This is a genomic window from Arsenicicoccus dermatophilus (genome assembly GCF_022568795.1).
Taxonomy (GTDB): Bacteria; Actinomycetota; Actinomycetes; order Actinomycetales; family Dermatophilaceae; genus Arsenicicoccus; species Arsenicicoccus dermatophilus.
Genome location: NZ_JAKZHU010000001.1, coordinates 1,469,306 through 1,490,660, shown reverse-complemented (window position 1 = coordinate 1,490,660; position 21,355 = coordinate 1,469,306). Strand labels below are relative to the sequence as shown.

Genomic DNA, 21,355 nt, shown 5'->3' with positions numbered 1-21,355 from the left:
TCGCACCACAGGTCTGCGGTGCGGACGACCTCGTGACCGCCGCGCGCCGATGCGGGCCGACATGGGGCCAGGCTGGCCCCGAAAGGTACGGAATGAGCCCTCTTCGATCGATCCACGGGGCCAGCCTGGCCCGATCGACATGGCGGGGCGGGACTGACGACGCGGCGCGCACGGTACGTGCTCTGCAGCCGCAGCAACCTGGGGGAGGGGCTGGTGGCGGCCACCCTGCCGCCGACCCTGCGAGATCGAGACCGTATGGCGGGAGACGAACGCCCCCACGCTTCTCCCGCCATACGGCCTCAGCACCCGCCGGTGCGGGCTGCGCCCGCGATCAACGGGTGGTCTTGGTGCGCGTGATCGTCACACGCGCGTCCTTGGCGCCGGGCTCGAGGTGCAGCCGCACCACCGCGTCACCCGGCTTGGAGGTCACCTTCGCCCCGGTCGCCTCGACGGTGTAGCCCGCGGCCCGGATCCGCTCGGGCACCACCACGGTGGTCTCGTCGTCCGGTCCGGCGAGGCTCTCGTCGGGCCGCAGCGCCGACCAGGCCATCGTGAAGACCCCCTTGTCCCGGTCGTAGCCGTAGGCCGAGGGACGCCCGGCGACCCGGTCGGGGTGGACGACGGCGATGGCGTCGAGCTTCTTCCAGTCGACGTTGTCCCCGGTCGGGTCCTTGCGCGGGTCGAAGACGAGAGCCTGCTCGTTGCCCGGGCCTGCGGTGGTGGGGTCCCCGCCGGTGTAGGCCCAGTACTGCCAGCCGACGAGGTTCTTCGCCGCGAGGTCGGTCTGGGCCCGCAGCACGTCCTGCGCCGTGATCGCACCGAACTCGGTCATCAGGAGCCCGGACCCGGTCGTCCTGGCGTGGTCCTCGGCGTTCGCGAAGACCTTGGCGTCCGGCCCGGCGCACCCCGCGTAGCGGTGCATCGTGGCCTGGTTCACGCAGTAGTCGTGGAAGGACAGGGCCAGGTTGGTGCCCTTGAGCCGCACGTGGGTGGGCTTGGCGATGTTGAAGAACTGCATCGGCTCGTAGTAGACGGTGGTGCGCGGGTCGACGGCCCGGATCGCGTCGACCGCCTTCTGCTGCACCACGGACAGGCGCCCGTCGGCCTTGGGGCAACCGTTGGCCCCCAGGCACTCCAGGTAGCCGTGGCCCGGGAAGGGCTCGTTGTAGAGGTCGTAGCCCATGACCCCTGGGACGTCCTTGAAGTGAGCAGCCGTGTGGCCCCAGGCCTTGGCGTAGTGCGTGGCGATCCCGACCCCGTCGGAGGCAGGAGCATCGTCGTAGAACGAGTCGTAGGAGTTCTTGACCCCCTCGTTGAGGAAGTAGTTCCCGGGGAAGCCTGCCTTGACGATGTTGGGTGCGCCCTTGTCGAGCACGGCCCAGTCCGGCCACCCGTTGCCCTGGAACTTCGGGTTGACCATGTCCTGGTGGAAGTCGAGCAGGCTGCTGATGCCGTGCGCGTGCAGCAGGGCGACGGTGCGCTCGATCCGCTGCAGGTAGGCGTCGTCGTACTTCCCCGGCGACGGCTCGACGCCGGACCAGATCACGCCGAGGCGCACGCTCGTGAAGCCCTGCTGCTGCAGGAAGGCCGCGTCCTCCTCGCCGAAGCCGACCGCGTCGGGGGCATAGGGCGCGTTCTTCTCCACCTCGTTGACGCCGTGGGTGATGACCACGCGGCCCTGACCGTCGACGATCCAGCGGCCGTGGGACTGCCAGCGCTCCACCTCGCCGGCGCGGGTGGTGACCGTGGGCCTGGCGGTCCCGGTCGGGGTCTGCGGGGTGTGGGCCTGCGCGGGGGCGGCCAGGGCCGGGAGAGCCGGAGCAGCGAGTGCGAGGCCCAGGGCGAGGAGGGTTGCCGGGCGTGTCATAGGGGGACCCTACTCACAGGTATGCCGGGAGGAAAGTCGCGGGCGTCGGCCGATCTGCTTCGCGAGAGTGCAGTCGGCGCAGCGTGATTCGTGGTCGCTGGTCGTGTCTCCGGTTGTGAGGGGCGATGGCTTTGCGTCGTGCCGGGCATCCGGGTGACGGGCCGGCCTCAGCGCACACCGCGGGGCCGGAGCTGGATCGAGATGCGAGGCCCGACCGCCTGGGCCGTCTTGGGGATCGCGTGCTCCCAGGTGCGCTGGCAGGACCCGCCCATGACCACGAGGTCCCCGTGCCCGAGCGAGAACCGGTGCGCGGTGGGCCCACCGCCGCGGGGTCGCAGGGTCAGGGTGCGGGCGGCCCCCACCGAGACGATGGCCACGACGGTGTCCTGGGTCGACCCGCGCCCCACGGTGTCGCCGTGCCAGGCGACCGAGTCGGCGCCGTCGCGATAGAGGCACAGGCCGGCGCTGGTCAGCGGCTCGCCCAGCTCGGGCAGGTAGTGCTGCGAGAGACGGTCGCGCAGCTCCACCAGGATCGGATCGGGCAGCGGCTCGCCCGTCCCGTAGTGCTTGGTCAGGCGAGGGACGGCCACCTCCACGTCATACATCCGGCGGCGCTCGGCATGCCACGGCACGGACTCGACCAGCCGGTCGAAGAGCGCGTCGGACCCGCGCAGCCAGCCCGGCAGGTGGTCGACCCACGCCCCGTGGGCGAGGGCGGTGCGCGTCAGCCCGTCGAGCGGCCCGGGGGTGCACTCGTCGGCGAGATCGAGCAGCGAGCCCTGCATGCCGATCATGTGTTCGAAGATATCACCTGCGCCGGACCCGGCGGAACGGTCGAGATGCCACCAGGGTGCACGACACGCCGCCGGATCACGGCCACGTGCCCCTCCTGGTAGGGCCTGCGCGGGAGGGTCGGGCGGGGTCGGGGAGTCGGCGGCGCGGGAGGGTGGGGGTGGCGGGGTGAGGTGGGACCATGGGGTGATGGCGCTCTACCGGGATCAGGCGGTCGTCCTGCGCACCCACAAGCTGGGCGAGGCGGACCGGATCGTCACCATGCTCTCGCGGCGCCACGGCAAGATCCGCGGCGTCGCCAAGGGGGTCCGGCGCACCAAGTCCCGCTTCGGGGCTCGCCTGGAGCCCTTCATGGTGGTGGACGTCCAACTCTACCAGGGTCGTTCGCTGGACACCGTCACCCAGGTCGAGACGCTCGGGGCCTATGCCGAGACGATCATGCGCGACTACGACGCCTACACCGCGGCGAGCGCCATGGTGGAGACCGCCGACCAGCTGACGACCGAGGGCGAGGCCAACCCGCAGCAGTTCCTGCTCCTGGCGGGGGCGCTGCGCAGCCTGGCCAACGGCGAGCACGACCACGGCCTGCTGCTCGACGCCTATCTGCTGCGCGCGGTCGCCACGGCCGGGTGGGAGCCGAGCTTCGACGACTGCGCCCGGTGCGGCGCCGCGGGGCCGCACCGGGGCTTCAACCTGGCGGCGGGCGGTGCGGTGTGCCGCGAGTGCCGGCCGCCGGGGTCCGCCGCGCCGTCGCCGCGCACCATGGAGCTGCTCGCCGCGCTGCTGCACGGGGACTGGCAGCGGGCCGACGCGAGCGAGGTCCGGCACCGCCGCGAGGGGGCCGGGCTGGTCGCGGCCTTCGTCCAGTGGCACCTGGAGCGGGGCGTGCGTTCGTTGCGCCTGGTCCAGCGGGCATGATGGGCCCGCGACGGCCCGAACGAGGGTCTGGCACGACAGGACGAGCGAGGACGAGGAGCAGCACGTGGCACGCAGGCAGGTCGAGCCCTACCGAGGCGAGATCAAGGCTCCCCTCGCCCATCCGTCCGGGGCGCGGCCGCCCGTCATACCGCAGGCGCTCGTGCCGCAGCACGTCGCCGTGGTGATGGACGGCAACGGCCGCTGGGCCAACCAGCGTGGGCTGCCTCGCACCAAGGGGCACGAGGCGGGCGAGGCGAGCCTGCTCGACGTGGTCGCCGGGGCGATCGAGATGGGCATCCCCAACCTGTCGGCCTATGCCTTCTCCACCGAGAACTGGCGTCGCAGCCCGGACGAGGTGCGCTTCCTCATGGGCTTCAACCGGGACGTGATCCACCGTCGCCGTGACCAGCTCGCCGAGTGGGGGGTGCGGATGCGTTGGGTGGGGCGCCGGCCGCGGCTGTGGTCGAGCGTCATCAAGGAGCTCGAGCACGCCCAGGAGCTCACGCGCGACAACACCGTCCTGACGCTGTACTTCTGCGTCAACTACGGCGGGCGTGCCGAGATCGCCGACAGCGTGCGGCGCATCGCCGAGCTCGTCGAGCAGGGGCGCCTGTCCAGCAGGGGGATCGACGAGCGCACCATCGCCCGGCACCTGGACTACCCCGACATGCCCGACGTGGACCTCTTCCTGCGCAGCTCGGGGGAGCAGCGGACGAGCAACTTCCTGCTGTGGCAGAGCGCGTATGCCGAGATGGTCTTCCTGGACACCTTGTGGCCCGACTTCGACCGCCGTGACCTGTGGCGCGCGGTGCAGATCTATGCAGAGCGCGATCGACGGTATGGCGGTGCGGTGGATCAGGCCCGGGGGTCCTGAGCGGCAAGTTCCCGGTGGCCCAGGGCGACCCGCAGGTGCCCACCCGTGGATCGACATACGGACGATATGTATAGACATGCATTTATCTGTATGATGATCGCATGCCCAAGGTTCTGACCTCCCTCCCCGCCGGACAGCGCGTGGGACTGGCCTTCTCCGGCGGACTGGACACCTCGGTCGCCGTCGCGTGGATGCGCGAGAAGGGCGCGATCCCCTTCACCTACACCGCCGACATCGGCCAGCCCGACGAGCCCGACATCGCCGGGGTGCCCGGTCGCGCCATGGCCTACGGCGCCGAGGCCGCCCGCCTCGTCGACTGCCGGCCGCAGCTCGTGGAGGAGGGCCTGGCCGCTCTGACCTGCGGCGCCTTCCACATCCGCTCCGCCGGGCGCTACTACTTCAACACCACCCCGCTCGGTCGCGCCGTGACCGGAACCCTGCTGGTGCGGGCGATGCTCGAGGACGAGGTCAACGTCTGGGGCGACGGGTCGACCTTCAAGGGCAACGACATCGAGCGGTTCTACCGCTACGGCCTGCTCGCCAACCCGGCGCTGAAGATCTACAAGCCGTGGCTGGACGCGGCCTTCGTCGACGAGCTGGGCGGCCGGCACGAGATGTCCCAGTGGCTGGGAGCCCGCGACCTGCCTTACCGCGACCCGACGGAGAAGGCCTACTCCACCGACGCCAACATCTGGGGCGCGACCCACGAGGCCAAGACCCTCGAACACCTCGACATCGGGCTGGAGTCGGTCGAGCCGATCATGGGCGTGAAGTTCTGGGACCCGACGGTCGAGATCGACGCCGAGGACGTCACGGTGGCCTTCCGGCACGGGCGCCCGGTGGCCATCGACGGCGAGACCTTCGACAGCGACGTCGATCTGGTGCTCGCGGCCAATGCGATCGGGGGGCGCCACGGGCTCGGGATGTCCGACCAGATCGAGAACCGCATCATCGAGGCCAAGTCGCGCGGCATCTACGAGGCGCCCGGCATGGCGCTGCTCTACATCGCCTACGAGCGGCTGCTCAACGCGATCCACAACGAGGACACCCTGGAGACCTACCACGAGATCGGGCGCCGCCTCGGTCGCCTGATGTACGAAGGCCGCTGGCTCGACCCGCAGTCGCTGATGCTGCGCGAGTCGGTGCAGCGGTGGGTCGGGTCCGGGGTGTCCGGCGAGGTCACCGTCCGGCTGCGCCGCGGTGACGACTACTCCATCCTGCGCACCGACGGGGACTGCTTCTCCTACCACCCGGACAAGCTGTCGATGGAGCGGACCGAGGGGGCGGCCTTCGGGCCCGTCGACCGGATCGGCCAGCTGACGATGCGCAACCTGGACATCGCGGACTCGCGCGCCAGGCTCGAGCAGTATGCCGGGATGGGCCTGCTGGGGGTCGCCCCAGGACGCCTCATGGGGGAGCTGACCCCCGGGGGCGCCGAGCAGATCGCCAGCAACCGGGCCTATCTCGAGCCGGACGAGGACGTCGAGTCCCTCGACCACGCCGCCATCGAGCTGGGGGTCGACTGACGCGACAGACCGCCGGCGCGGGCCGACACGCTCCGGTGGTCGGACCGGCCGTGATCGGGCGATCGCGCTCCGTCTCTGCCATGGTGGGTCGGTGATCGAGTACAAGACCCCCGCCGAGGTGCAGGCCATGCGCCCGGCCGGCGCCTTCGTCGCGCAGGTGCTGCACACCCTGCGCTCCGAGGTGACGGTCGGCACCGACCTGCTCGACGTCGACGCGCGGGTGCGCGAGCTCGTCGAGGCGAGGGGCGGGGTCTCCTGCTACGTCGACTACCACCCGAGCTTCGGCGACTCGCCGTTCGGGCACTACATCTGCACCAGCGTCAACGACGCCGTCCTGCACGGGCTCCCGCACCGCTACCGGCTGCGCAACGGCGACCTGGTCTCGCTCGACCTGGCCGTCCAGGTCGACGGCTGGGTCGCCGACAGCGCCATCTCCTTCGTGGTGGGCCAGGCCGCACCGCAGGACCTGCTGCTGATCGAGACCTGCGAGCAGGCGCTCGCGGCCGCCATCGACGTCGCCGAGGTGGGCAACCGCATCGGTGACCTGTCCGCGGCCATCGGCCAGGTCGCGCAGGCGGCGGGGTATGCCGTCAACACCCAGTTCGGCGGGCACGGGGTAGGGCGCACCATGCACGGCGAGCCGCACGTCCCCAACGACGGGCGGGCGGGCCGCGGCCTGGTGCTGCGTCCCGGCCTGGTCATCGCCATCGAGCCCTGGCTGATGGCGACCACCGACCGGCTGGTCAAGGACCCGGACGGTTGGACCCTGCGCAGCGCCGACGGCAGCCGCACGGCTCACGCCGAGCACACGGTGGCGATCACCCCCGACGGCCCCCTGGTGCTGACCGACCGGTCGCACCTGGGCTGACGCCGTGGCGGCACGGGACGGACGTCCGGCGGTCTCAGACGCCGGGGCCGCCGAACAGCGGCATGCGGGCGATCCGGTCGAAGGCCTCGTCGGTCCGCTCGACCGACACCGTCATCGCCAGTCGTAGGTAGCCGTCGCAGGAGTCGCCGAAGGCCGTCCCCGGGATCGTCAGCACGTGCGCCTCCTCGAAGATCCGGTCGGCGACCTCGACGCTGCCCAGCCCCGTCGACGAGACGTCCACCCACAGGTAGATCGATCCGCGTGGCCGGACCGCGCTCATGCCCGGGATGGCGCCCACCCGTTCGTAGGCGCGAGCCATCCGCTCGGCATAGAGCGCCTTGATCGGCGGCTGGATCTCGTGGCGGCGGCGCAGCGCGTGCAGCGCCGCGCGCTGGGAGATGGCGGGGGCGGTGAAGACGGCGTTCTCGTTGACGTCCTTCATGGTGCGGACGACGTCGGGCGGGGCGATGGCGTAGCCGATCCGCCAGCCGGTCATCACGTAGTCCTTGCTGAACGATCCGAGCACGATCGTGCGCTCGGCCATGCCGGGCAGGGTCACGATCGGCAGGTGCGGCTCGTCGTAGGAGTACAGCGGGTAGATGTCGTCGGCGATGACCACCAGGTCGTGCCGGCGGGCGATCTCCGCGACCGCCTCGAGGGTCTCCCGGGTGAAGACCGCCCCGGTCGGGTTGGTGGGGGAGTTGAGGATCACCGCACGGGTCCGGGGGGTGACCAGGGCCTCGAACCGGTCCGGGGCGATCTGCCACTCCTCGTGCGCGTAGGTCGGCAGCGCGACCGGCACCCCACGGGCCAGCCGGATCTGGTGCGGGTATGGCGTGAAGTAGGGCTCGTGGATGACGACCTCGTCGCCGTCGTCGAGGACGGACTCCAGGGCGAGCCACATGCCGTGGCAGGCGCTCGTGGTGATCATCAGGTCGGTCAGGGGCCGCTCGTGAGCGTACTCCTCGGCATACATCTGCAGGACCGCCGCGCGCAGCTCGGGGTCGCCGTAGGTGTCGGTGTAGTGCGTGTGCCCGGCCTTGGCGTCGGCGGCCGCCGCGTCGATGACTCCCGCGTCCGTGGTCAGGTCGGGGTCACCGAGGCTGAACGAGATGACGTCGTCGTAGCGGTTCGCCAGGTCGACCGCCGAGCTCATCGGGGTGGACGCCGCCCCTCGGTAGCGCGAGGACAGCAGCCGCTGCGGGTCGGAGGCGGTCATGCGGGCAGTTCCTCGCCGTCGGCCAGGTCGGGGTCGACGTTGGGGACGATCTTGTCGTGGTCGAGGTGGTGGACGACGACGTAGCTGATCAGGCCGACCGCCATGCCCATCATGATCGGGTAGTTGCCGCCGATGGAGTAGTCCGGCTTGCCGCTGGTCGCTCCGTAGACCATGGTCGCCGACACGGCGAGGAAGCTGAGCGCCAGGCTCACGAGCCCGGCCCGCGGGCTCACCCGCTTGAGCACGAAGGCGGCGAAGACCGGGATGAACACGCACCCGGACAGGAAGCCGTAGGACAGGTCGAGCGCCTTGAAGATGTCCTCGATGACCACCGCCAGGGCGATGATGACGACGCCGATGCCCAGCGCGATCCCGCGGTTGATCCACACGTCGTGCGCGGCGTGGGTGTGGCCCTGCGCGTCGACGGTGGCTTCCTCGATCTCGGCGTGCTTCTGACCGCGGACGAACCGCAGGAAGAGGTCGTTGTAGACCACCGTCGAGGCGGCCAGGATGGTGCCGGACGCGACCGACATCGCGGCCGCCATCGCGGCCGCGAGGAGCAGGCCCGCGATGCCGGTCGGCAGGAAGCTCACCACGCCGGTCTCGAAGACGAGCCCCGGCTTGCTCACCTTGATGCCAGCTGCGAGGACGGCCATGCCGAGCAGGACGGCGGCGAAGGAGTACAGGACTGAGTAGATCCCCGCCGCCAGGGTGCCGGTGCGGGCGATCCGCTCGTTGCGGGCCGTGAAGACGCGCTGCCAGATGTCCTGCCCGATGACCAGGCCGGGGACGTAGAGCAGGATCCAGTAGAGCGTCCCGGTGAAGCCGTAGGACCCCAGGTCCCAGTGCGAGGCGGGCACCTTGTCGATCAGGCCGCCGAGGCCGCCCACGCGCGAGTCGGACAGGACGAAGAACGGTGCGATCAGCATGATGCCGAGGGTCTTGATGACGAACTGCACGATGTCGGTCATGGTCACCGACCACATCCCGCCGAGGAAGGTGTAGAAGACCACGACCAGGCCGGCGCACACCATGGCCAGCCGGGTGTCGACGCCGAGGATGCCTGCCAGGATGGAGCCCATGGCGACCACCTGCACGACGGACAGGGCGACGGTGTAGATGATCGTGAGCACCGCGCCGAAGACCCGGGCGGTGGGGCCGTAGTTGCGCTCGATGACCTCGTTGATCGACAGGGCGCGCAGCCGGTTGAGCTTGGAGCTGATGAGCATCCCGAGCAGGATCAGGCCCATCCCGAGCGAGCCGCCGACCCACATGCCGGCGATCCCGTCCTGGTAGCCCTTGCCCGTGCCGCCCACCGTGACGGCGCCGCCGACGGCCATCGCCGCCATGCACGCGAAGAACATCGGGAAGGACAGCCGTCGCCCGGCGACGAGGTAGTCCTCGCGGGTGTTGGCCATCCGCATCGACCAGACGCCGATCCCGATCATCACCAGGAAGTAGGCCGCGATGACCGCGTTGTCCAACGCCGGCAGGGACATGGGGAACTCCTCACTGAGTGCCACTCGGGTTCCCGCCAGCGTAGACCCAGGTGGTCGGACCACGCCGGTCGGGGTCGCCTGTCGGGACCGCGAAGGTCCTGGTCGGGCCCGTGCGGCGATCAGCGGGGGAGCAGTCGCGCCACCACGAGCGCGACGCCGAGCAGCAGCACGGCCACGCGAATCAGCTTGGCGTTCAAGGAGGCATAGGGCCATGCGAGGAACAGCAGCCAGGCCACGAAGGCGACCGCCAGGGCGAGGAGCACCCAGCCGATCGGGCCGCCCACGACCGCGGCGAGGACGAGCAGCACCACCCAGGCGGTGGTCGTCGCCCAGGACGGCAGGCCTGCCAGGGCATGGGCGGCGGGGGTGCTCGCCCGCTCGACGGACCGGCGCAGGACAGGGGGCTTCTCGGACACCCCGCGAGCCTACCGGGAGCGTGACCCCGCGCCCGGACAGGCAGCCTCAGACGGCGTTCAGGGATGGTCGGTTCCGGCGGATTGGCACTTTTTCGTGGGATTCGACCCTTTCGTGGGGATGCCTGTGCCAGTCTTGACACATGGTCAGACAACTTCGTGCCCTCCACGACGCGGAACTCGACTCCACGTCGCCCGAGGCCCGTGCTGCAGCGTTGCAGTACGTCCGGGTGGTCAGCGGGGCCGCGCGTCCGCCGGCCGAGCATCGCGAGCTCTTCGAGGCGACCGTGCTCCAGATCGCCCTCGCGACCCAGCGGCTCATGGACGAGCTGCAGGCGCCCGCGGTGGAGGTGCCCACCCCCCGGGTGCAGCCCGCGAGCGTCCGGGTCGTGCGGGCCGGCTGACGGATCGCACGCTCGATCGGCCCGTCCTGCACCGGCAGGACGGGCCGATCGAGCATCCGGGAATGCCGATGCACCCTCGCTAGTTAGACTAGTTGAACATTCAATCAACTGGTCAGGAGGCTACCGTGCAGATCGGCATCTTCACCGTCGGCGACGTGACCCGCGACCCGCTCACCGGACGCACCCCGAGCGAGCACGAGCGCATCGACGCCATCACGCAGATCGCGCTCAAGGCCGAGGAGGTGGGCCTGGACGTCTTCGCCACGGGCGAGCACCACAACCCGCCGTTCGTGCCGTCGAGCCCGACGACCCACCTGGCCTTCGTCGCCGCCCGCACCGAGCGGCTGCGCCTGTCCACCTCGACCACGCTGATCACCACCAACGACCCGGTGAAGATCGCCGAGGACTACGCCTTCCTGCAGCACCTGTCCGGCGGGCGGGTGGACCTGATGATGGGGCGCGGCAACACCGGCCCGGTCTACCCGTGGTTCGGCAAGGACATCCGCCAGGGGATCCCGCTGGCGGTCGAGAGCTATCACCTGCTGCGACGGCTGTGGCGCGAGCCGGTCGTGGACTGGCAGGGGCAGTTCCGGACCCCGCTGCACGGCTACACCTCCACGCCGGCCCCGCTGGACGGCACCCCGCCCTTCGTGTGGCACGGATCGATCCGCAGCCCCGAGATCGCCGAGCAGGCGGCGTACTACGGCGACGGCTTCTTCCACAACCACATCTTCTGGGGCCCCGAGCACACCGCCCAGATGGTGGCGCTCTACCGGCAGCGCTTCGAGCACTACGGCCACGGCTCGGCCGACCAGGCGATCGTCGGGCTGGGCGGGCAGGCCTTCATCGCCGGGACCGGAGCCGAGGCCAGGCGCAGGTTCCGGCCCTACTTCGACGTCGCTCCGGTCTACGGCCACGGCCCCTCGCTGGAGGAGTTCACCGCCACGACGCCCCTGGTCGTCGGCACCCCGGAGCAGGTGATCGAGCGCACCCTCGCCTCGGCGGACTACGCCGGCGACTACCAGCGCCAGCTCTTCCTGATGGACCACGCCGGGCTGCCTCTGGAGGTCGTGCTCGAGCAGGTCGAGATCCTCGGACGAGAGGTCGCCCCGGTGCTGCGCGCCGAGATGGACCGCCGTCGTCCCGCGCACGTCCCCAGCGACCCGCCCACCCACGAGTCCCTGGTCGCGGCCGGCCCGGACTCGCCCCACCACCAGGTGATCAACGCCCGCACCCAGGAGGAGCAGACCGTATGACGAGGAGGATCGCCGTCGTCACCGCAGGACTGTCCACCCCCTCGTCCACCCGGCTGCTCGCCGACCGGCTCGCCGCGGCCGTGCAGGCACAGGTGAGCGCGCGCGGCGAGGCCGCCGAGGTCCAGGTCGTCGAGGTCCGCGAGCTCGCGGGCGATCTCGCCCGCCTGATGACTACCGGGATGGCCACGCCCGCCCTGGACGCCGCCCGTGAGACGGTCTCCGCGGCGGACGGACTGATCGTGGTGACCCCGGTCTTCGCGGCGAGCTACTCCGGGCTGTTCAAGATGTTCCTGGACGCGCTGTCCACGGACGCGCTCGACGCGATGCCCACGATCGCGGCCGCGACCGCCGGGACACCGCGTCACTCGATGGTCCTGGACCACGCCATGCGTCCGCTGCTCACCCACCTGCGCGCCGTCGTGGTGCCGACGGGGGTCTTCGCCGCGACCGAGGACTTCGGCCGCGAGGCCGGTGCCGACCTGGCCCCCCGGATCCGGCGGGCCGCCTCCGAGCTCGCCGCCCTCGTGGTCGCCGAGTCCGGCTCGGTCGCGGGCTTCGCCGCGCGCGAGCAGGACCGTCCGTCCCCGCGCTCCTCGGGCGTCACGCTCGCACGGGTCACGCCCTTCGAGCAGCTGCTGGCCGGGCACGCCGGCCAGGGCTAGGTGTAACTCGGCAGGACGTTGTTGACGCTGGTTTTGGGGCGTGAGGCTGGGGGCTTGCCGCCAGCGGCTGTGTGGGGGCGATGGTAGTTGTAGTGGTTGACCCACCCGGCGATGCCGTTGCGACGTTGCTGCTCGCTGGTCCAGGGGCGGGCGTAAAGGACCTCGCTGCTCATCAGGCCTTGGTAGCGCTCGACCTTGCCGTTGTGCTTAGGCGTGTAGGGGCGGATCCGTTGATGGCGTGAGGCGAACGAGGCGGCGTGACGGGCGAAGTGCTTGGACGTGTAGGCGGGCCCGTTGTCGGTGACGATCCGCGTGTAGCGGGTGATGCCGTGGGCGCGGAAGAACACTCGGGCGCGGGACAGGAACGCGACCACGGTGGCGGCGGTCTCGTCGTCGTGGCACTCGGTGTAGGCCAGGCGGGAGAACCCGTCAACGGCGGAGTGGATGTACGTGTACCCGGCACGGGTGCCCTTCCTGCCGGTGGCGCGGGCGGCGCGGTCGGCTGCTTTGTCTTGCTCGCTGCCGCGTCCGTGGACCCGCCAGCCGCCACCGTCGGGGATGCGGGCGGCTTTCTTCACGTCGAGATGGATCATGTGTCCGGGGTAGCGGGCGGTGATCGTGCCGGGCGCGCGGAGGGGTTCGCCGTCGGCGTCGAGCCATGACAGGCGAGGCAGCCCGACTCGGTGCAGGATCCGGGAGACCGTGCACGCGGCGATCGTGACGCCCTCGGCGGCGAGGTCGGCGGCGATCCGCGTGGCCGAGCGCTTCTTCTTGCGCAGCTCGATGACCCGGTCCACGACGTTCTGAGGCGTCTGGGTGGGGCGCCGGTGGGGTGCGCTGGAGCGGTCGAGCAGTCCGGCCTGCCCGTACTCGCGGTAGCGGTTCACCCACCTCGACAGGCACTGGCGTGACACGCCTGCTTCCGCGGCGACGTGGGCGATGGGGCGGTGCTGACAACGCAGCACGAGCCGGTGACGACCCTCGGGTGTCAGGGGCGCGTTACGGTGGGGCACAGGGCAGGTCCTTCGAGATCGGCTATACGAGTTGCTTGGTCGCTACTCATGGTGCCGCCGACGGACCTGCCCGTCCTCAACCCCGGCCCCGCGTCAACAACCTCCTGCACCGCAACAGCTAGGGTCCAGGGCGTGAACCTCGCGCCGCTGCAGCCCTGGGTCCGTCACGTCGTGCTCCCCGGGGCGGCGATCACCGCGGTGATCGCCGCCTCCGGCCGGGTCATCCAGGGGCCGCTCGGCGGCTGGCCGCAGGAGGACGCCCTCAACCGCTGGTGCGTCGCCCACCGCACGTCCGCGCTGGACCGGGCCACCTGGGTCCCCTCGACCTATGCCGACACCCCCTGCACCATCGCGATGTCGCTGGTCTTCGGTGCCTGGCTGCGCCGCGAGACGAGCTCCTGGCACGAGGCGGCGGCCCCGCTCGCCGCGATCAGCGTGGAGACCGTCTGCTTCGTCGCGGCCGCGCACGTCGTCGGCCGCGACCGGCCGGACGTGCCCTGGCTGGACCGGCCGGCGCCGACGCCGAGCTATCCCTCCGGGCACACCGGAGCCACCACGGCGATGCACCTGACCGTCGCCCACGCCCTCGCCCGCCGCGACGTGCCCGGCTCCCGCGCGATCGGTCGCGCCGTCCGCTGGGGCCTGCCGATCTCGGTCGCCGCCAGCCGCGTCTACCGCGGGATGCACCATCCGAGCGACGTGGTCGTCGGCTCCCTGCTCGGCGCATGGACCGCCGGAGCCGTGCGCCGCGCCCTCGGCATACCGCGCCGGTGACCTCCTGATCACCTGAGATGATGGACGGCCTATGAGCGCTGTCCTCCCGCCGCTGCAGATCGGCCGCCACACCTACGAGTCGCCCGTCGTCCTCGCGCCCATGGCCGGGATCACCAACCGTGCCTTCCGCCGGCTGTGCCGCGAGCACGGCGCCGTCGGGCTCGCGGCCGCAGGCGCCACCGGTGCCACCCAGCTCTTCGTCTCCGAGATGATCACCACCCGGGCGCTCGTCGAGCGGGTCCCCCTGACGATGAAGCTCATCGAGATGGACGAGGGGGAGTCCCCGCGCGCGATCCAGCTGTATGGCGTGGACCCGGTCACCGTCGGCCAGGCCGCCCGGATCATCGCCACCGAGGACCGCGCCGACCACATCGACATGAACTTCGGCTGCCCGGTGCCCAAGGTCACCCGCAAGGGGGGCGGCGCGGCGCTGCCGTGGAAGTCCGAGTGGTTCCGCGCGATCGTGCGGGCCGCGGTGCGCGAGGCCGCGCCGCACGACATCCCGGTCACCGTGAAGATGCGGGTGGGCATCGACGCAGACCACACGACCTATCTGGACGCCGGCCGGATCGCCGAGCAGGAGGGCGCCGCCGCCGTCGCGCTGCACGGGCGCACCGCCGACCAGCACTACTCCGGCCAGGCCGACTGGTCCACCATCGCCCGGCTCAAGGAGCACGTCACCACCATCCCGGTGCTCGGCAACGGCGACATCTGGTCCGCCGAGGACGCCGTGCGGATGGTCCGCGAGACCGGCTGCGACGGGGTGGTCGTCGGCCGCGGCTGCCTGGGGCGGCCCGGGCTGTTCGCCGACCTGGCGGCGGCCTTCGCGGGCGTGACCTATCGCGCCACGCCGACCCTGGGCGAGGTGGGGGCGACGATGCGGCGGCACGCGAGCTATCTCGCGGAGTTCTACGGCGACGAGCGCAAGGCCTGCCGCGACATCCGCAAGCACGTCGCGTGGTACCTCAAGGGATTCCCCGCCGGGCACGACGTGCGGCACCGCCTCGCGCTCGTCGACTCCCTGGCCACGCTCGACGAGCTCGTCGCCACCCTCGACGCCACCCAGCCCTGGCCGGGCGCGGGCGCCGAGGGACCGCGCGGCCGGGCGGGCTCGCCCAAGCGGGTCGCGCTGCCGGACGGCTGGCTGGACTCGCCGGAGATGGACGAGCAGCAGCAGCGCCTGGTGGCGGAGGCCGAGCTCGACGTCAGCGGCGGCTGAGACCGGGGAGCCGCGCGCGTCGACCGGCTCCGCACCCCGGAGGTGGCCCCGGACGTCACGGCCCCGCGGGGTCAGGCGCCGGTTGCCACCGGTCGGCTCGGGTCGGTGATGTAGTCCGACCACGAACCGGCATACACCGCAAGGTCGTCCGAGATGCCGACCGCGGCGGCGGCCAGCGCCACGTGGCAGGCCTGGACCCCGGACCCGCAGTAGACCGCGGTGGTGCCGCCCTCGTGGACGTCGCGCCGGTGGAAGGCCGCGAGCAGCTCCTCGCGGGGCAGGAACCGGCCGTCCTCGCCGACGAGCTCCAGGGCGGGCAGCGAGACCGCCCCCGGGATGTGGCCCGCGACGGGGTCGACGGTCTCGTCCTCGCCGCGGAAGCGGTTGGCCGGGCGCGCGTCCACCAGGGTCCCGTTCTGGGCGTACCGCCGCGCGCCCTCGGCGTCGAGGACGGTCAGCGCCGGCTCGGCCACCGTGATGTCGCCCGGCTCCGGGGTGACCTCGCCGGTCTCGACCTCCAGCCCGGCGTCGTGCCAGGCCTGCCAGCCTCCGTCGAGGACGCTCACCGCGGGGTGACCGGAGTGTCGCAGCAGCCACCAGGCCCGTGCCGCCGCGATCGAGTGCCAGTCGTCGTAGACCACGACGGCGGCACCGGCGCGCACGCCCGCCGCGCGCAGCCCGGCCTGCAGCCGGTCGCGGCTCGGCAGCGGGTGGCGCCCGGTCGTGCCGGGCACGTGCGGGTCGGCGAGCACGTCGTCCAGGCAGAGGTAGACCGCGCCGGGCACGTGGCCGGCGCGGAACTGCTCGGGTCCGTCGGCACGCCCCAGCTGGTAGCGCACGTCCAGCACCGTGGGACGGTGCCCCTCGGGGGCGTGCAGCGCCTGGTCGAGCTCGTGGGCGGTGATCAGCGGGGGGTGGACGGCAGCCTGCTCGGTCATGGCTTCACCCTAGCCAGGGGGTCTGTCAGACCCCCTGGCTAGGGTCCGGACGAGACGGGAGAAGGGCGCCCATGAGCAGGGAGAGGGGCCAGGGATGAGCAGTGACGGGTATGCCGACGGCGACCGGCACCGCTGGGTGCGCGAGGACCCGGCCCAGAAGTCGGGGGACCGCGACGACTTCGCGCGTGACCGGGCCCGGCTCGTGCACTCGGCCTCGCTGCGGCGGCTGTCCGCCAAGACCCAGGTGGTGCGGCCGGGCAGCAGCGACTTCGTGCGCAACCGGCTGACCCATTCCCTGGAGGTCGCCCAGATCGGACGCGAGCTCGGGGGCGCGCTGGGGTGCAACGCCGACGTGGTCGACACCGCCTGCCTGGCTCACGACCTGGGGCACCCGCCCTTCGGGCACAACGGCGAGAGCGCGCTCGACGAGATCGCCGCGGACGTCGGGGGCTTCGAGGGCAATGCCCAGACCTTCCGGCTGCTGGTGCGGCTGGAGGCCAAGCGTTTCCACCCCGGCACCGACCGCTCGGCGGGCCTCAACCTCACCCGCGCCAGCCTGGACGCAGCCACGAAGTATCCCTGGTCCCGCGGCGACGGACCCGTGGTCACCCGCAAGTTCGGGGTCTACGCCGACGACCTCGACGCCTTCGCCTGGGTGCGTGAGGGCGCGCCCGTGGGACACCGCTGCCTGGAGGCGCAGACCATGGACTGGGCCGACGACGTGGCCTACTCCGTCCACGACGTGGAGGACGCGATCGCGTCGGGCGGCCTGGACGTGCGCGAGCTGCACGCGGGGCAGGCCGTCGGGCAGGTGCTGCCGATCGCCCGCGAGCGCTATGCCCCCGACCTGGAGACGGGCGTGCTGGAGGCGGCCTACTGGCGGCTGGTCACCCCGCACCTGGTCCCGGAGAGCTTCGACGGAGGCTCGCGGCGCGACCTCGCCCGGCTCAAGGACCTGACCTCTCGCCTGGTCGGCCGCTTCGCCGGAGCCGCCGAGCAGGCGACCCGGCAGCGCTACGGCGCCGGTCCGCTGACGCGCTACGCCGCGACCCTGGTGGTGCCCGAGGACGTGCGCGCCGAGGTCGCGGTGCTCAAGGCCGTGGCGGCCCACTTCGTGATGGAGACCCGGGCCCGCGTGGACCTGATGGCCGAGGAGCGCGAGATCGTGCACGGGCTGGTCCGGGCCTATCAGCAGGACCCCGAGGGCCGGCTCGACCGGGAGCTGTGGGCCGACCACCTCGCGGCCCGCGACGACGGGGAGCGGCTGCGCGTCGTGGTGGACCAGGTGGCCTCGCTCACCGACGCGCGGGCGGTGGCGTTGCACGCGGCATGGTGCTGAGCGTGGCGTGGTCCGGGCGTCCTGGGCCCTGTGCTGTCGACCTGGTGCCGTGGACCTAGGAGGTGCGCCGGGCCGGGCCGGGGCGGGCGGTGCGGCGGGCCGGGGCTTCGCGGCATACGCCCTAGACTCGGCCGCGACGAGGGGAGGTGCCGGTGGCGCTGATCAAGGCCGAGGACATCGCGCTGGTCAAGGAGCGGGCCTCGATCGAGGACGTGGTGCGCGAGCATGTCTCGCTGCGCAGCGCCGGACCCGGCTCGCTCAAGGGGCTGTGCCCCTTCCACGACGAGAAGACGCCGTCGTTCACCGTGCGTCCCGGGGTGGGGGCCTACCACTGCTTCGGATGCGGCGTGGGCGGGGACGTCATCAGGTTCGTCCAGGAGGTCGACCACCTGACCTTCGTCGAGGCGGTGGAGCGGCTCGCCGGGCAGGTCGGGGTGCAGCTGCGCCACGAGGACGGGGAGGCTCCCCAGCGCGAGCCGGCGGGCAGGCGGCAGCGGCTCGTCGAGGCCAACCGTGTCGCCGCCGAGCTGTATGCCGAGGCCCTGCTCTCCCTGCCCGAGGCGCGCCCTGCCCGGGACTTCCTGCGGGCCAAGGGCTTCGGCGGCAAGGACTGCGGGATCTTCGGCGTGGGCTATGCCCCGCGCGCGGGGGAGGCGGTGACCGGCCACCTGCGGTCCAAGGGCTTCACCGACGAGGAGATCGTCACGTCCGGGCTCGCGGTCGAGGGACGCCGCGGACCTTATGACCGCTTCCGCGGGCGCGTGGTGTGGCCGATCCGCGACGTCACGGGCGACACGGTGGGCTTCGGCGCCCGCCGGATCTTCGACGATGACCGGATCGAGGCGAAGTACCTCAACACCTCCGAGACCCCGATCTACAAGAAGACCCAGGTGCTCTACGGGCTCGACCTGGCGAAGCGGGCGATGGCGCGGGACCGGCAGGCGGTCGTGGTCGAGGGCTACACCGACGTGATGGCCTGTCACCTGGCCGGCATCCAGACCGCCGTCGCGACCTGCGGCACGTCCTTCGGCGTCGACCACATCAAGACGCTGCGCCGGATCCTGCGCGACGAGGCCGGTCGGTCGCCCGCCAAGGTGATCTTCACCTTCGACGGGGACGCCGCCGGCCAGAAGGCCGCCATGCGCGCCTTCGGCGAGGACCAGCGGTGGGCCTCGCAGTCCTTCGTGGCCGTGGCCGAGGCGGGCCAGGACCCCAACGAGCTGCGTCAGTCCGGCGGGGACGAGGCGGTGCGGCACCTGGTCGAGGACGCCGTGCCGATGTTCGAGTTCGCGGTGCGGACGACCATCGCCCGCTTCGACCTCGGCACCGCCGAGGGGCGGGTCATGGCGACCCGGACCGCCGCCCCGATCATCGCGAGCATCCGGGACCAGGGCCTGCGCCCGGAGTACATCCGCACCGTCGCCGGTTGGATCGGGCTGCCCGTCGAGCAGGTCGCCCACGAGGTGTCGATCGCGGGGACCGCCGCCGCCCAGGTGCCGGCCGAGCCGGTCCACCGCGAGCCCGCGGAGCCCACCGGTCCGAGCGGCACCGCCGTGCCGCCGCCGGACCTGCGTGACCCCGTCGTCGCGGCGGAGCAGCAGCTCCTGCAGTGCCTGCTGCAGCATCCCGGCCTCTTCGACGCCGCTGCGGTCGACGCGCTCGAGCCGGAGGCGATGGTGGCGCCCGCCTACCAGCTGGTCGTCGCCGGCCTCCAGGCCGCCGGGGGACTGGCGACCGCGGCCGGCCGCTCGGGCCAGGCCTGGACCTCGGCGGTCGCGGAGCACGTCGACGAGGAGGTGCGCCCGCTGGTGATCGAGCTCGCGGTCGCGCCCATCCCGAGCCGCCTGGATCCGCAGACCGGCGCCCCCTCCAGGAGGTATGCCGACGAGCTGATCCTGCGCGTCCGCGAGGTCAGCCTGCGTCGCCGGATCGCCGACGCCATCAGCGCGCTGCAGCGGATGGACCCCACCCAGGCCGAGGAGGCCCGCTCCCTCGGCATACGTCTCCAGGGCCTGCAGCGCGAGCTCGCGGCCCTGCGATCGGAGCTGAGCTGATGCGCCCGCTGCTGCGCCGCACCCGTCCCACCCTGACGCCCGCCGACCGCGAGCGCCTCGACCTGCGCCGAGGGGACGACCTGCTCAGCGAGCTGCCGCTGCCCGCGCTGCAGTCGCGGCTGGTGGTCACCACCTGGCACCTGGTGCTGCTCCCCGACGCCGGCACGCCCGTGCTGCGCCCCTGGCACCTCGTCGACGGCGCCGGGTGGTCCCGCGACGACTCGACCCTGCGGGTGTCCTGGGTCGACGGGGACGAGCCCTGGCGCCTGGCCGTCGCCGAGCCGGACGCCCGGGCGCTGCAGGCCCTGCGCGAGCGGGTGCAGGCGAGCGTGGTGGCGCACGACGACACGGCTGCGGGCGGGGGACGGGTGCGGGTGGTGATCCGCCAGGACCTGGCCACCCGCGAGCTGCTGGTCCAGACCTTGTATGCCGGGGGAGCGCGGCCCGACGACCCGGCCGTGCGGGCGGCGCGCGAGCAGATGGCCGCGCGGCTGCGGGACGCCGTGGGCCTCCCACCGCAGCCGGGCGGTTCGCCCGGGGCGTGAACGACGGGCGACGCCGGGGTGACGGCGGATTCGGTGTCGCGGCGCTGATGCTGCTACAGTCTCATTCGCGCCGGACGCGGCGCATTCCCCTGTAGCTCAATTGGCAGAGCAGCCGGCTGTTAACCGGCAGGTTATTGGTTCGAGTCCAATCGGGGGAGCTCGACGACCGAGACCCCTCTCCCCAGTCCGTGGGTGGAGGGGTCTTCGCGGATCTGGGGGAGGCGCCCAGGGCAGAGCCCAGGAGTGCTGCCCGGCATCGATCACCTCCAGGCATCCCGATCGTCAGGTGCGCTTCGGCGGTGCCGTCACCGGCAGCGCACGATCTGTGCGAGCTCGCCCTGGTGGACACGGTGACGCCCCTCCTCGCCCGGACCTCGCTGGTGGCACGCCACGAAGGTCCGGCCGGCTGCTGACCACGCCCCGCGTGGGGTGCTTCCCGGGACGGAGCGTGATCAGCCGCAGGGGTCGTCCCCGGTATTCCCCCTCGCGCCTGACGACGATGTCGGGCGCGATGACGCGATGAATATCTCCTCAACGATCACGGCCCCTCCGCCCCTCCATCCCGTTGCCGGTGGTCTGTCAGAGGTGCGGCGGCTGCATGGTCATGGCCGAGCACTCATAGCTCTCGAACGCGGGGCGACCAGTGCAGCGCCCTCGGTCTGCACGTGGTGGCGACGTCGATCAGGATGGTCCTGTCGACGCGACGAAATGCGTTGTAGCACAACAGGTGTCACCGTTACCTCGGTGGCGCCTGGCATCTGGCCCATCCCCACGAAGGAGAAGACCCATGCGTATCGCCATGACCACCCTTGCCCTGGCCGCCGCCCTGACCGCCGGCACGGCCCTGCCGTCGACCGCGGCCCCCGCACGGACCACCACCCCCGCCTCGATCGCCACGACGAGCGACGACGCACCGCAGGACGCCCCGGTCCGGTACGAGATCACCATCGTCACCACGGGGCTCAGCGACTACGAGCTCGCGCGCGACGAGGCCCTCGTCGCGCGCCGCGCCCAGCAGTACGGCCTGACCGTCCTGGACTGGCACACCGGACAGGGCATCGTGGTCGAGACCACCGACCACACGGTCCTGGCCGGACTGCTCGCCGACCCCCACGTCACCGGCATGCGCAAGGTCTCCTGACCGCGCCCCTGCACCGGGTGGGCCCACAGCCGGG

Annotated in this window: 20 protein-coding genes and 1 tRNA gene; 14 read left to right on the top strand and 7 right to left on the bottom strand. The window is 72.0% G+C overall.

Annotation, left to right across the window (positions count from 1 at the left end; translation table 11 throughout):
- Positions 1 to 331: 331 nt before the first annotated feature.
- Positions 332 to 1,867 (bottom strand): cellulase family glycosylhydrolase, encoded by a 1,536-nt coding sequence (locus MM438_RS06945; RefSeq protein ID WP_241451778.1) that lies wholly within the window; start codon positions 1,865 to 1,867, stop codon positions 332 to 334.
- Positions 1,868 to 2,034: 167 nt separating this feature from the next.
- Positions 2,035 to 2,661 (bottom strand): alpha-ketoglutarate-dependent dioxygenase AlkB, encoded by a 627-nt coding sequence (locus MM438_RS06940; protein ID WP_241451777.1) that lies wholly within the window; start codon positions 2,659 to 2,661, stop codon positions 2,035 to 2,037.
- Between the two features lie 187 nt (positions 2,662 to 2,848).
- Here MM438_RS06940 and recO point away from each other — a divergent pair, with 187 nt between their 5' ends.
- The 4 genes from recO to map all read left to right on the top strand — a co-directional run bounded on the left by recO (position 2,849) and on the right by map (position 6,845).
- Positions 2,849 to 3,577 carry a DNA repair protein RecO gene (gene recO / locus MM438_RS06935; RefSeq protein ID WP_241451776.1) on the top strand — a complete coding sequence of 243 codons (729 nt, stop codon included), beginning with the start codon at positions 2,849 to 2,851 and terminating at the stop codon, positions 3,575 to 3,577.
- Between the two features lie 64 nt (positions 3,578 to 3,641).
- The gene (locus tag MM438_RS06930; protein ID WP_241451775.1) at positions 3,642 to 4,451 is read left to right on the top strand and encodes an isoprenyl transferase; all 810 of its coding nucleotides are present in this window, start codon (positions 3,642 to 3,644) and stop codon (positions 4,449 to 4,451) included.
- 101 nt (positions 4,452 to 4,552) lie between these two features.
- Entirely contained in the window at positions 4,553 to 5,977 is a 1,425-nt protein-coding gene (gene argG, locus MM438_RS06925; RefSeq protein WP_241451774.1) for an argininosuccinate synthase, read from the top strand.
- A gap of 91 nt (positions 5,978 to 6,068) precedes the next feature.
- A complete protein-coding gene (gene map / locus MM438_RS06920; protein WP_241451773.1) occupies positions 6,069 to 6,845 on the top strand; it encodes a type I methionyl aminopeptidase in 777 nt (258 codons plus the stop codon).
- 34 nt (positions 6,846 to 6,879) lie between these two features.
- Here map and MM438_RS06915 read toward each other — a convergent pair whose 3' ends face one another.
- The 3 genes from MM438_RS06915 to MM438_RS06905 form a co-directional block, all read right to left on the bottom strand.
- A complete protein-coding gene (locus MM438_RS06915) occupies positions 6,880 to 8,064 on the bottom strand; it encodes an aminotransferase class I/II-fold pyridoxal phosphate-dependent enzyme (protein WP_241451772.1) in 1,185 nt (394 codons plus the stop codon).
- Positions 8,061 to 9,563 (bottom strand): sodium:solute symporter family transporter, encoded by a 1,503-nt coding sequence (locus MM438_RS06910; RefSeq protein ID WP_241451771.1) that lies wholly within the window; start codon positions 9,561 to 9,563, stop codon positions 8,061 to 8,063. Before MM438_RS06910 ends, MM438_RS06915 begins: the two co-directional genes overlap by 4 nt.
- 119 nt (positions 9,564 to 9,682) lie before the next feature.
- On the bottom strand, positions 9,683 to 9,979 hold the full coding sequence (locus tag MM438_RS06905; protein ID WP_241451770.1) for a DUF6703 family protein: 297 nt from the start codon (positions 9,977 to 9,979) through the stop codon (positions 9,683 to 9,685).
- Between the two features lie 140 nt (positions 9,980 to 10,119).
- Between MM438_RS06905 and MM438_RS06900 the strand changes: the two genes are divergently transcribed.
- From MM438_RS06900 to MM438_RS06890, 3 genes are all read left to right on the top strand, one after another.
- Positions 10,120 to 10,380: a DUF2277 family protein gene (locus tag MM438_RS06900; protein ID WP_241451769.1), complete on the top strand. Its 261-nt coding sequence runs from the start codon at positions 10,120 to 10,122 to the stop codon at positions 10,378 to 10,380.
- 125 nt (positions 10,381 to 10,505) lie between these two features.
- Positions 10,506 to 11,636, top strand: a complete 1,131-nt coding sequence (locus tag MM438_RS06895) for an LLM class flavin-dependent oxidoreductase (protein WP_241451768.1) — start codon at positions 10,506 to 10,508, stop codon at positions 11,634 to 11,636.
- On the top strand, positions 11,633 to 12,298 hold the full coding sequence (locus MM438_RS06890; RefSeq protein WP_241451767.1) for a CE1759 family FMN reductase: 666 nt from the start codon (positions 11,633 to 11,635) through the stop codon (positions 12,296 to 12,298). Before MM438_RS06895 ends, MM438_RS06890 begins: the two co-directional genes overlap by 4 nt.
- On the opposite strand, the gene MM438_RS06885 is transcribed toward MM438_RS06890, so the two are convergent.
- Complete coding sequence (locus MM438_RS06885; RefSeq protein WP_241450101.1) at positions 12,295 to 13,311, bottom strand: IS481 family transposase; 1,017 nt, start codon at positions 13,309 to 13,311, stop codon at positions 12,295 to 12,297. The genes MM438_RS06890 and MM438_RS06885 overlap by 4 nt on opposite strands.
- A gap of 132 nt (positions 13,312 to 13,443) precedes the next feature.
- Between MM438_RS06885 and MM438_RS06880 the strand changes: the two genes are divergently transcribed.
- Entirely contained in the window at positions 13,444 to 14,085 is a 642-nt protein-coding gene (locus tag MM438_RS06880; protein ID WP_241451766.1) for a phosphatase PAP2 family protein, read from the top strand.
- Between the two features lie 31 nt (positions 14,086 to 14,116).
- Positions 14,117 to 15,304 (top strand): tRNA dihydrouridine synthase DusB, encoded by a 1,188-nt coding sequence (dusB, locus tag MM438_RS06875; RefSeq protein WP_241451765.1) that lies wholly within the window; start codon positions 14,117 to 14,119, stop codon positions 15,302 to 15,304.
- Positions 15,305 to 15,375: 71 nt separating this feature from the next.
- On the opposite strand, the gene MM438_RS06870 is transcribed toward dusB, so the two are convergent.
- Positions 15,376 to 16,242, bottom strand: coding sequence for a sulfurtransferase (locus MM438_RS06870; protein WP_241451764.1), 867 nt, complete (start codon positions 16,240 to 16,242; stop codon positions 15,376 to 15,378).
- Between the two features lie 94 nt (positions 16,243 to 16,336).
- On the opposite strand from MM438_RS06870, the gene MM438_RS06865 reads away from it, so the two are divergent.
- From MM438_RS06865 to MM438_RS06845, 5 genes are all read left to right on the top strand, one after another.
- On the top strand, positions 16,337 to 17,581 hold the full coding sequence (locus tag MM438_RS06865; protein ID WP_241451763.1) for a deoxyguanosinetriphosphate triphosphohydrolase: 1,245 nt from the start codon (positions 16,337 to 16,339) through the stop codon (positions 17,579 to 17,581).
- 152 nt (positions 17,582 to 17,733) lie between these two features.
- Positions 17,734 to 19,635: a DNA primase gene (dnaG, locus tag MM438_RS06860; RefSeq protein WP_241451762.1), complete on the top strand. Its 1,902-nt coding sequence runs from the start codon at positions 17,734 to 17,736 to the stop codon at positions 19,633 to 19,635.
- Positions 19,635 to 20,180 (top strand): hypothetical protein, encoded by a 546-nt coding sequence (locus MM438_RS06855; protein WP_241451761.1) that lies wholly within the window; start codon positions 19,635 to 19,637, stop codon positions 20,178 to 20,180. The genes dnaG and MM438_RS06855 overlap by 1 nt, the downstream gene beginning before the upstream one ends.
- An 85-nt stretch (positions 20,181 to 20,265) precedes the next feature.
- Positions 20,266 to 20,338, top strand: a tRNA-Asn gene (locus MM438_RS06850).
- 629 nt (positions 20,339 to 20,967) lie between these two features.
- On the top strand, positions 20,968 to 21,321 hold the full coding sequence (locus MM438_RS06845; protein WP_241451760.1) for a hypothetical protein: 354 nt from the start codon (positions 20,968 to 20,970) through the stop codon (positions 21,319 to 21,321).
- Positions 21,322 to 21,355 lie beyond the last annotated feature (34 nt).

Bases quoted from the DNA above. Each gene is read 5' to 3' on its own strand.
- MM438_RS06915 (WP_241451772.1), bottom strand. From the start codon at position 8,064: ATGACCGCCTCCGACCCGCAGCGGCTGCTGTCCTCGCGCTACCGAGGG.
- MM438_RS06865 (WP_241451763.1), top strand. From the start codon at position 16,337: ATGAGCAGTGACGGGTATGCCGACGGCGACCGGCACCGCTGGGTGCGC.
- argG (WP_241451774.1), top strand. From the start codon at position 4,553: ATGCCCAAGGTTCTGACCTCCCTCCCCGCCGGACAGCGCGTGGGACTG.
- MM438_RS06890 (WP_241451767.1), top strand. From the start codon at position 11,633: ATGACGAGGAGGATCGCCGTCGTCACCGCAGGACTGTCCACCCCCTCG.
- MM438_RS06845 (WP_241451760.1), top strand. From the start codon at position 20,968: ATGCGTATCGCCATGACCACCCTTGCCCTGGCCGCCGCCCTGACCGCC.
- MM438_RS06945 (WP_241451778.1), bottom strand. From the start codon at position 1,867: ATGACACGCCCGGCAACCCTCCTCGCCCTGGGCCTCGCACTCGCTGCT.
- MM438_RS06940 (WP_241451777.1), bottom strand. From the start codon at position 2,661: ATGATCGGCATGCAGGGCTCGCTGCTCGATCTCGCCGACGAGTGCACC.
- MM438_RS06910 (WP_241451771.1), bottom strand. From the start codon at position 9,563: ATGTCCCTGCCGGCGTTGGACAACGCGGTCATCGCGGCCTACTTCCTG.
- MM438_RS06870 (WP_241451764.1), bottom strand. From the start codon at position 16,242: ATGACCGAGCAGGCTGCCGTCCACCCCCCGCTGATCACCGCCCACGAG.
- MM438_RS06855 (WP_241451761.1), top strand. From the start codon at position 19,635: ATGCGCCCGCTGCTGCGCCGCACCCGTCCCACCCTGACGCCCGCCGAC.
- recO (WP_241451776.1), top strand. From the start codon at position 2,849: ATGGCGCTCTACCGGGATCAGGCGGTCGTCCTGCGCACCCACAAGCTG.
- MM438_RS06900 (WP_241451769.1), top strand. From the start codon at position 10,120: ATGGTCAGACAACTTCGTGCCCTCCACGACGCGGAACTCGACTCCACG.
- dusB (WP_241451765.1), top strand. From the start codon at position 14,117: ATGAGCGCTGTCCTCCCGCCGCTGCAGATCGGCCGCCACACCTACGAG.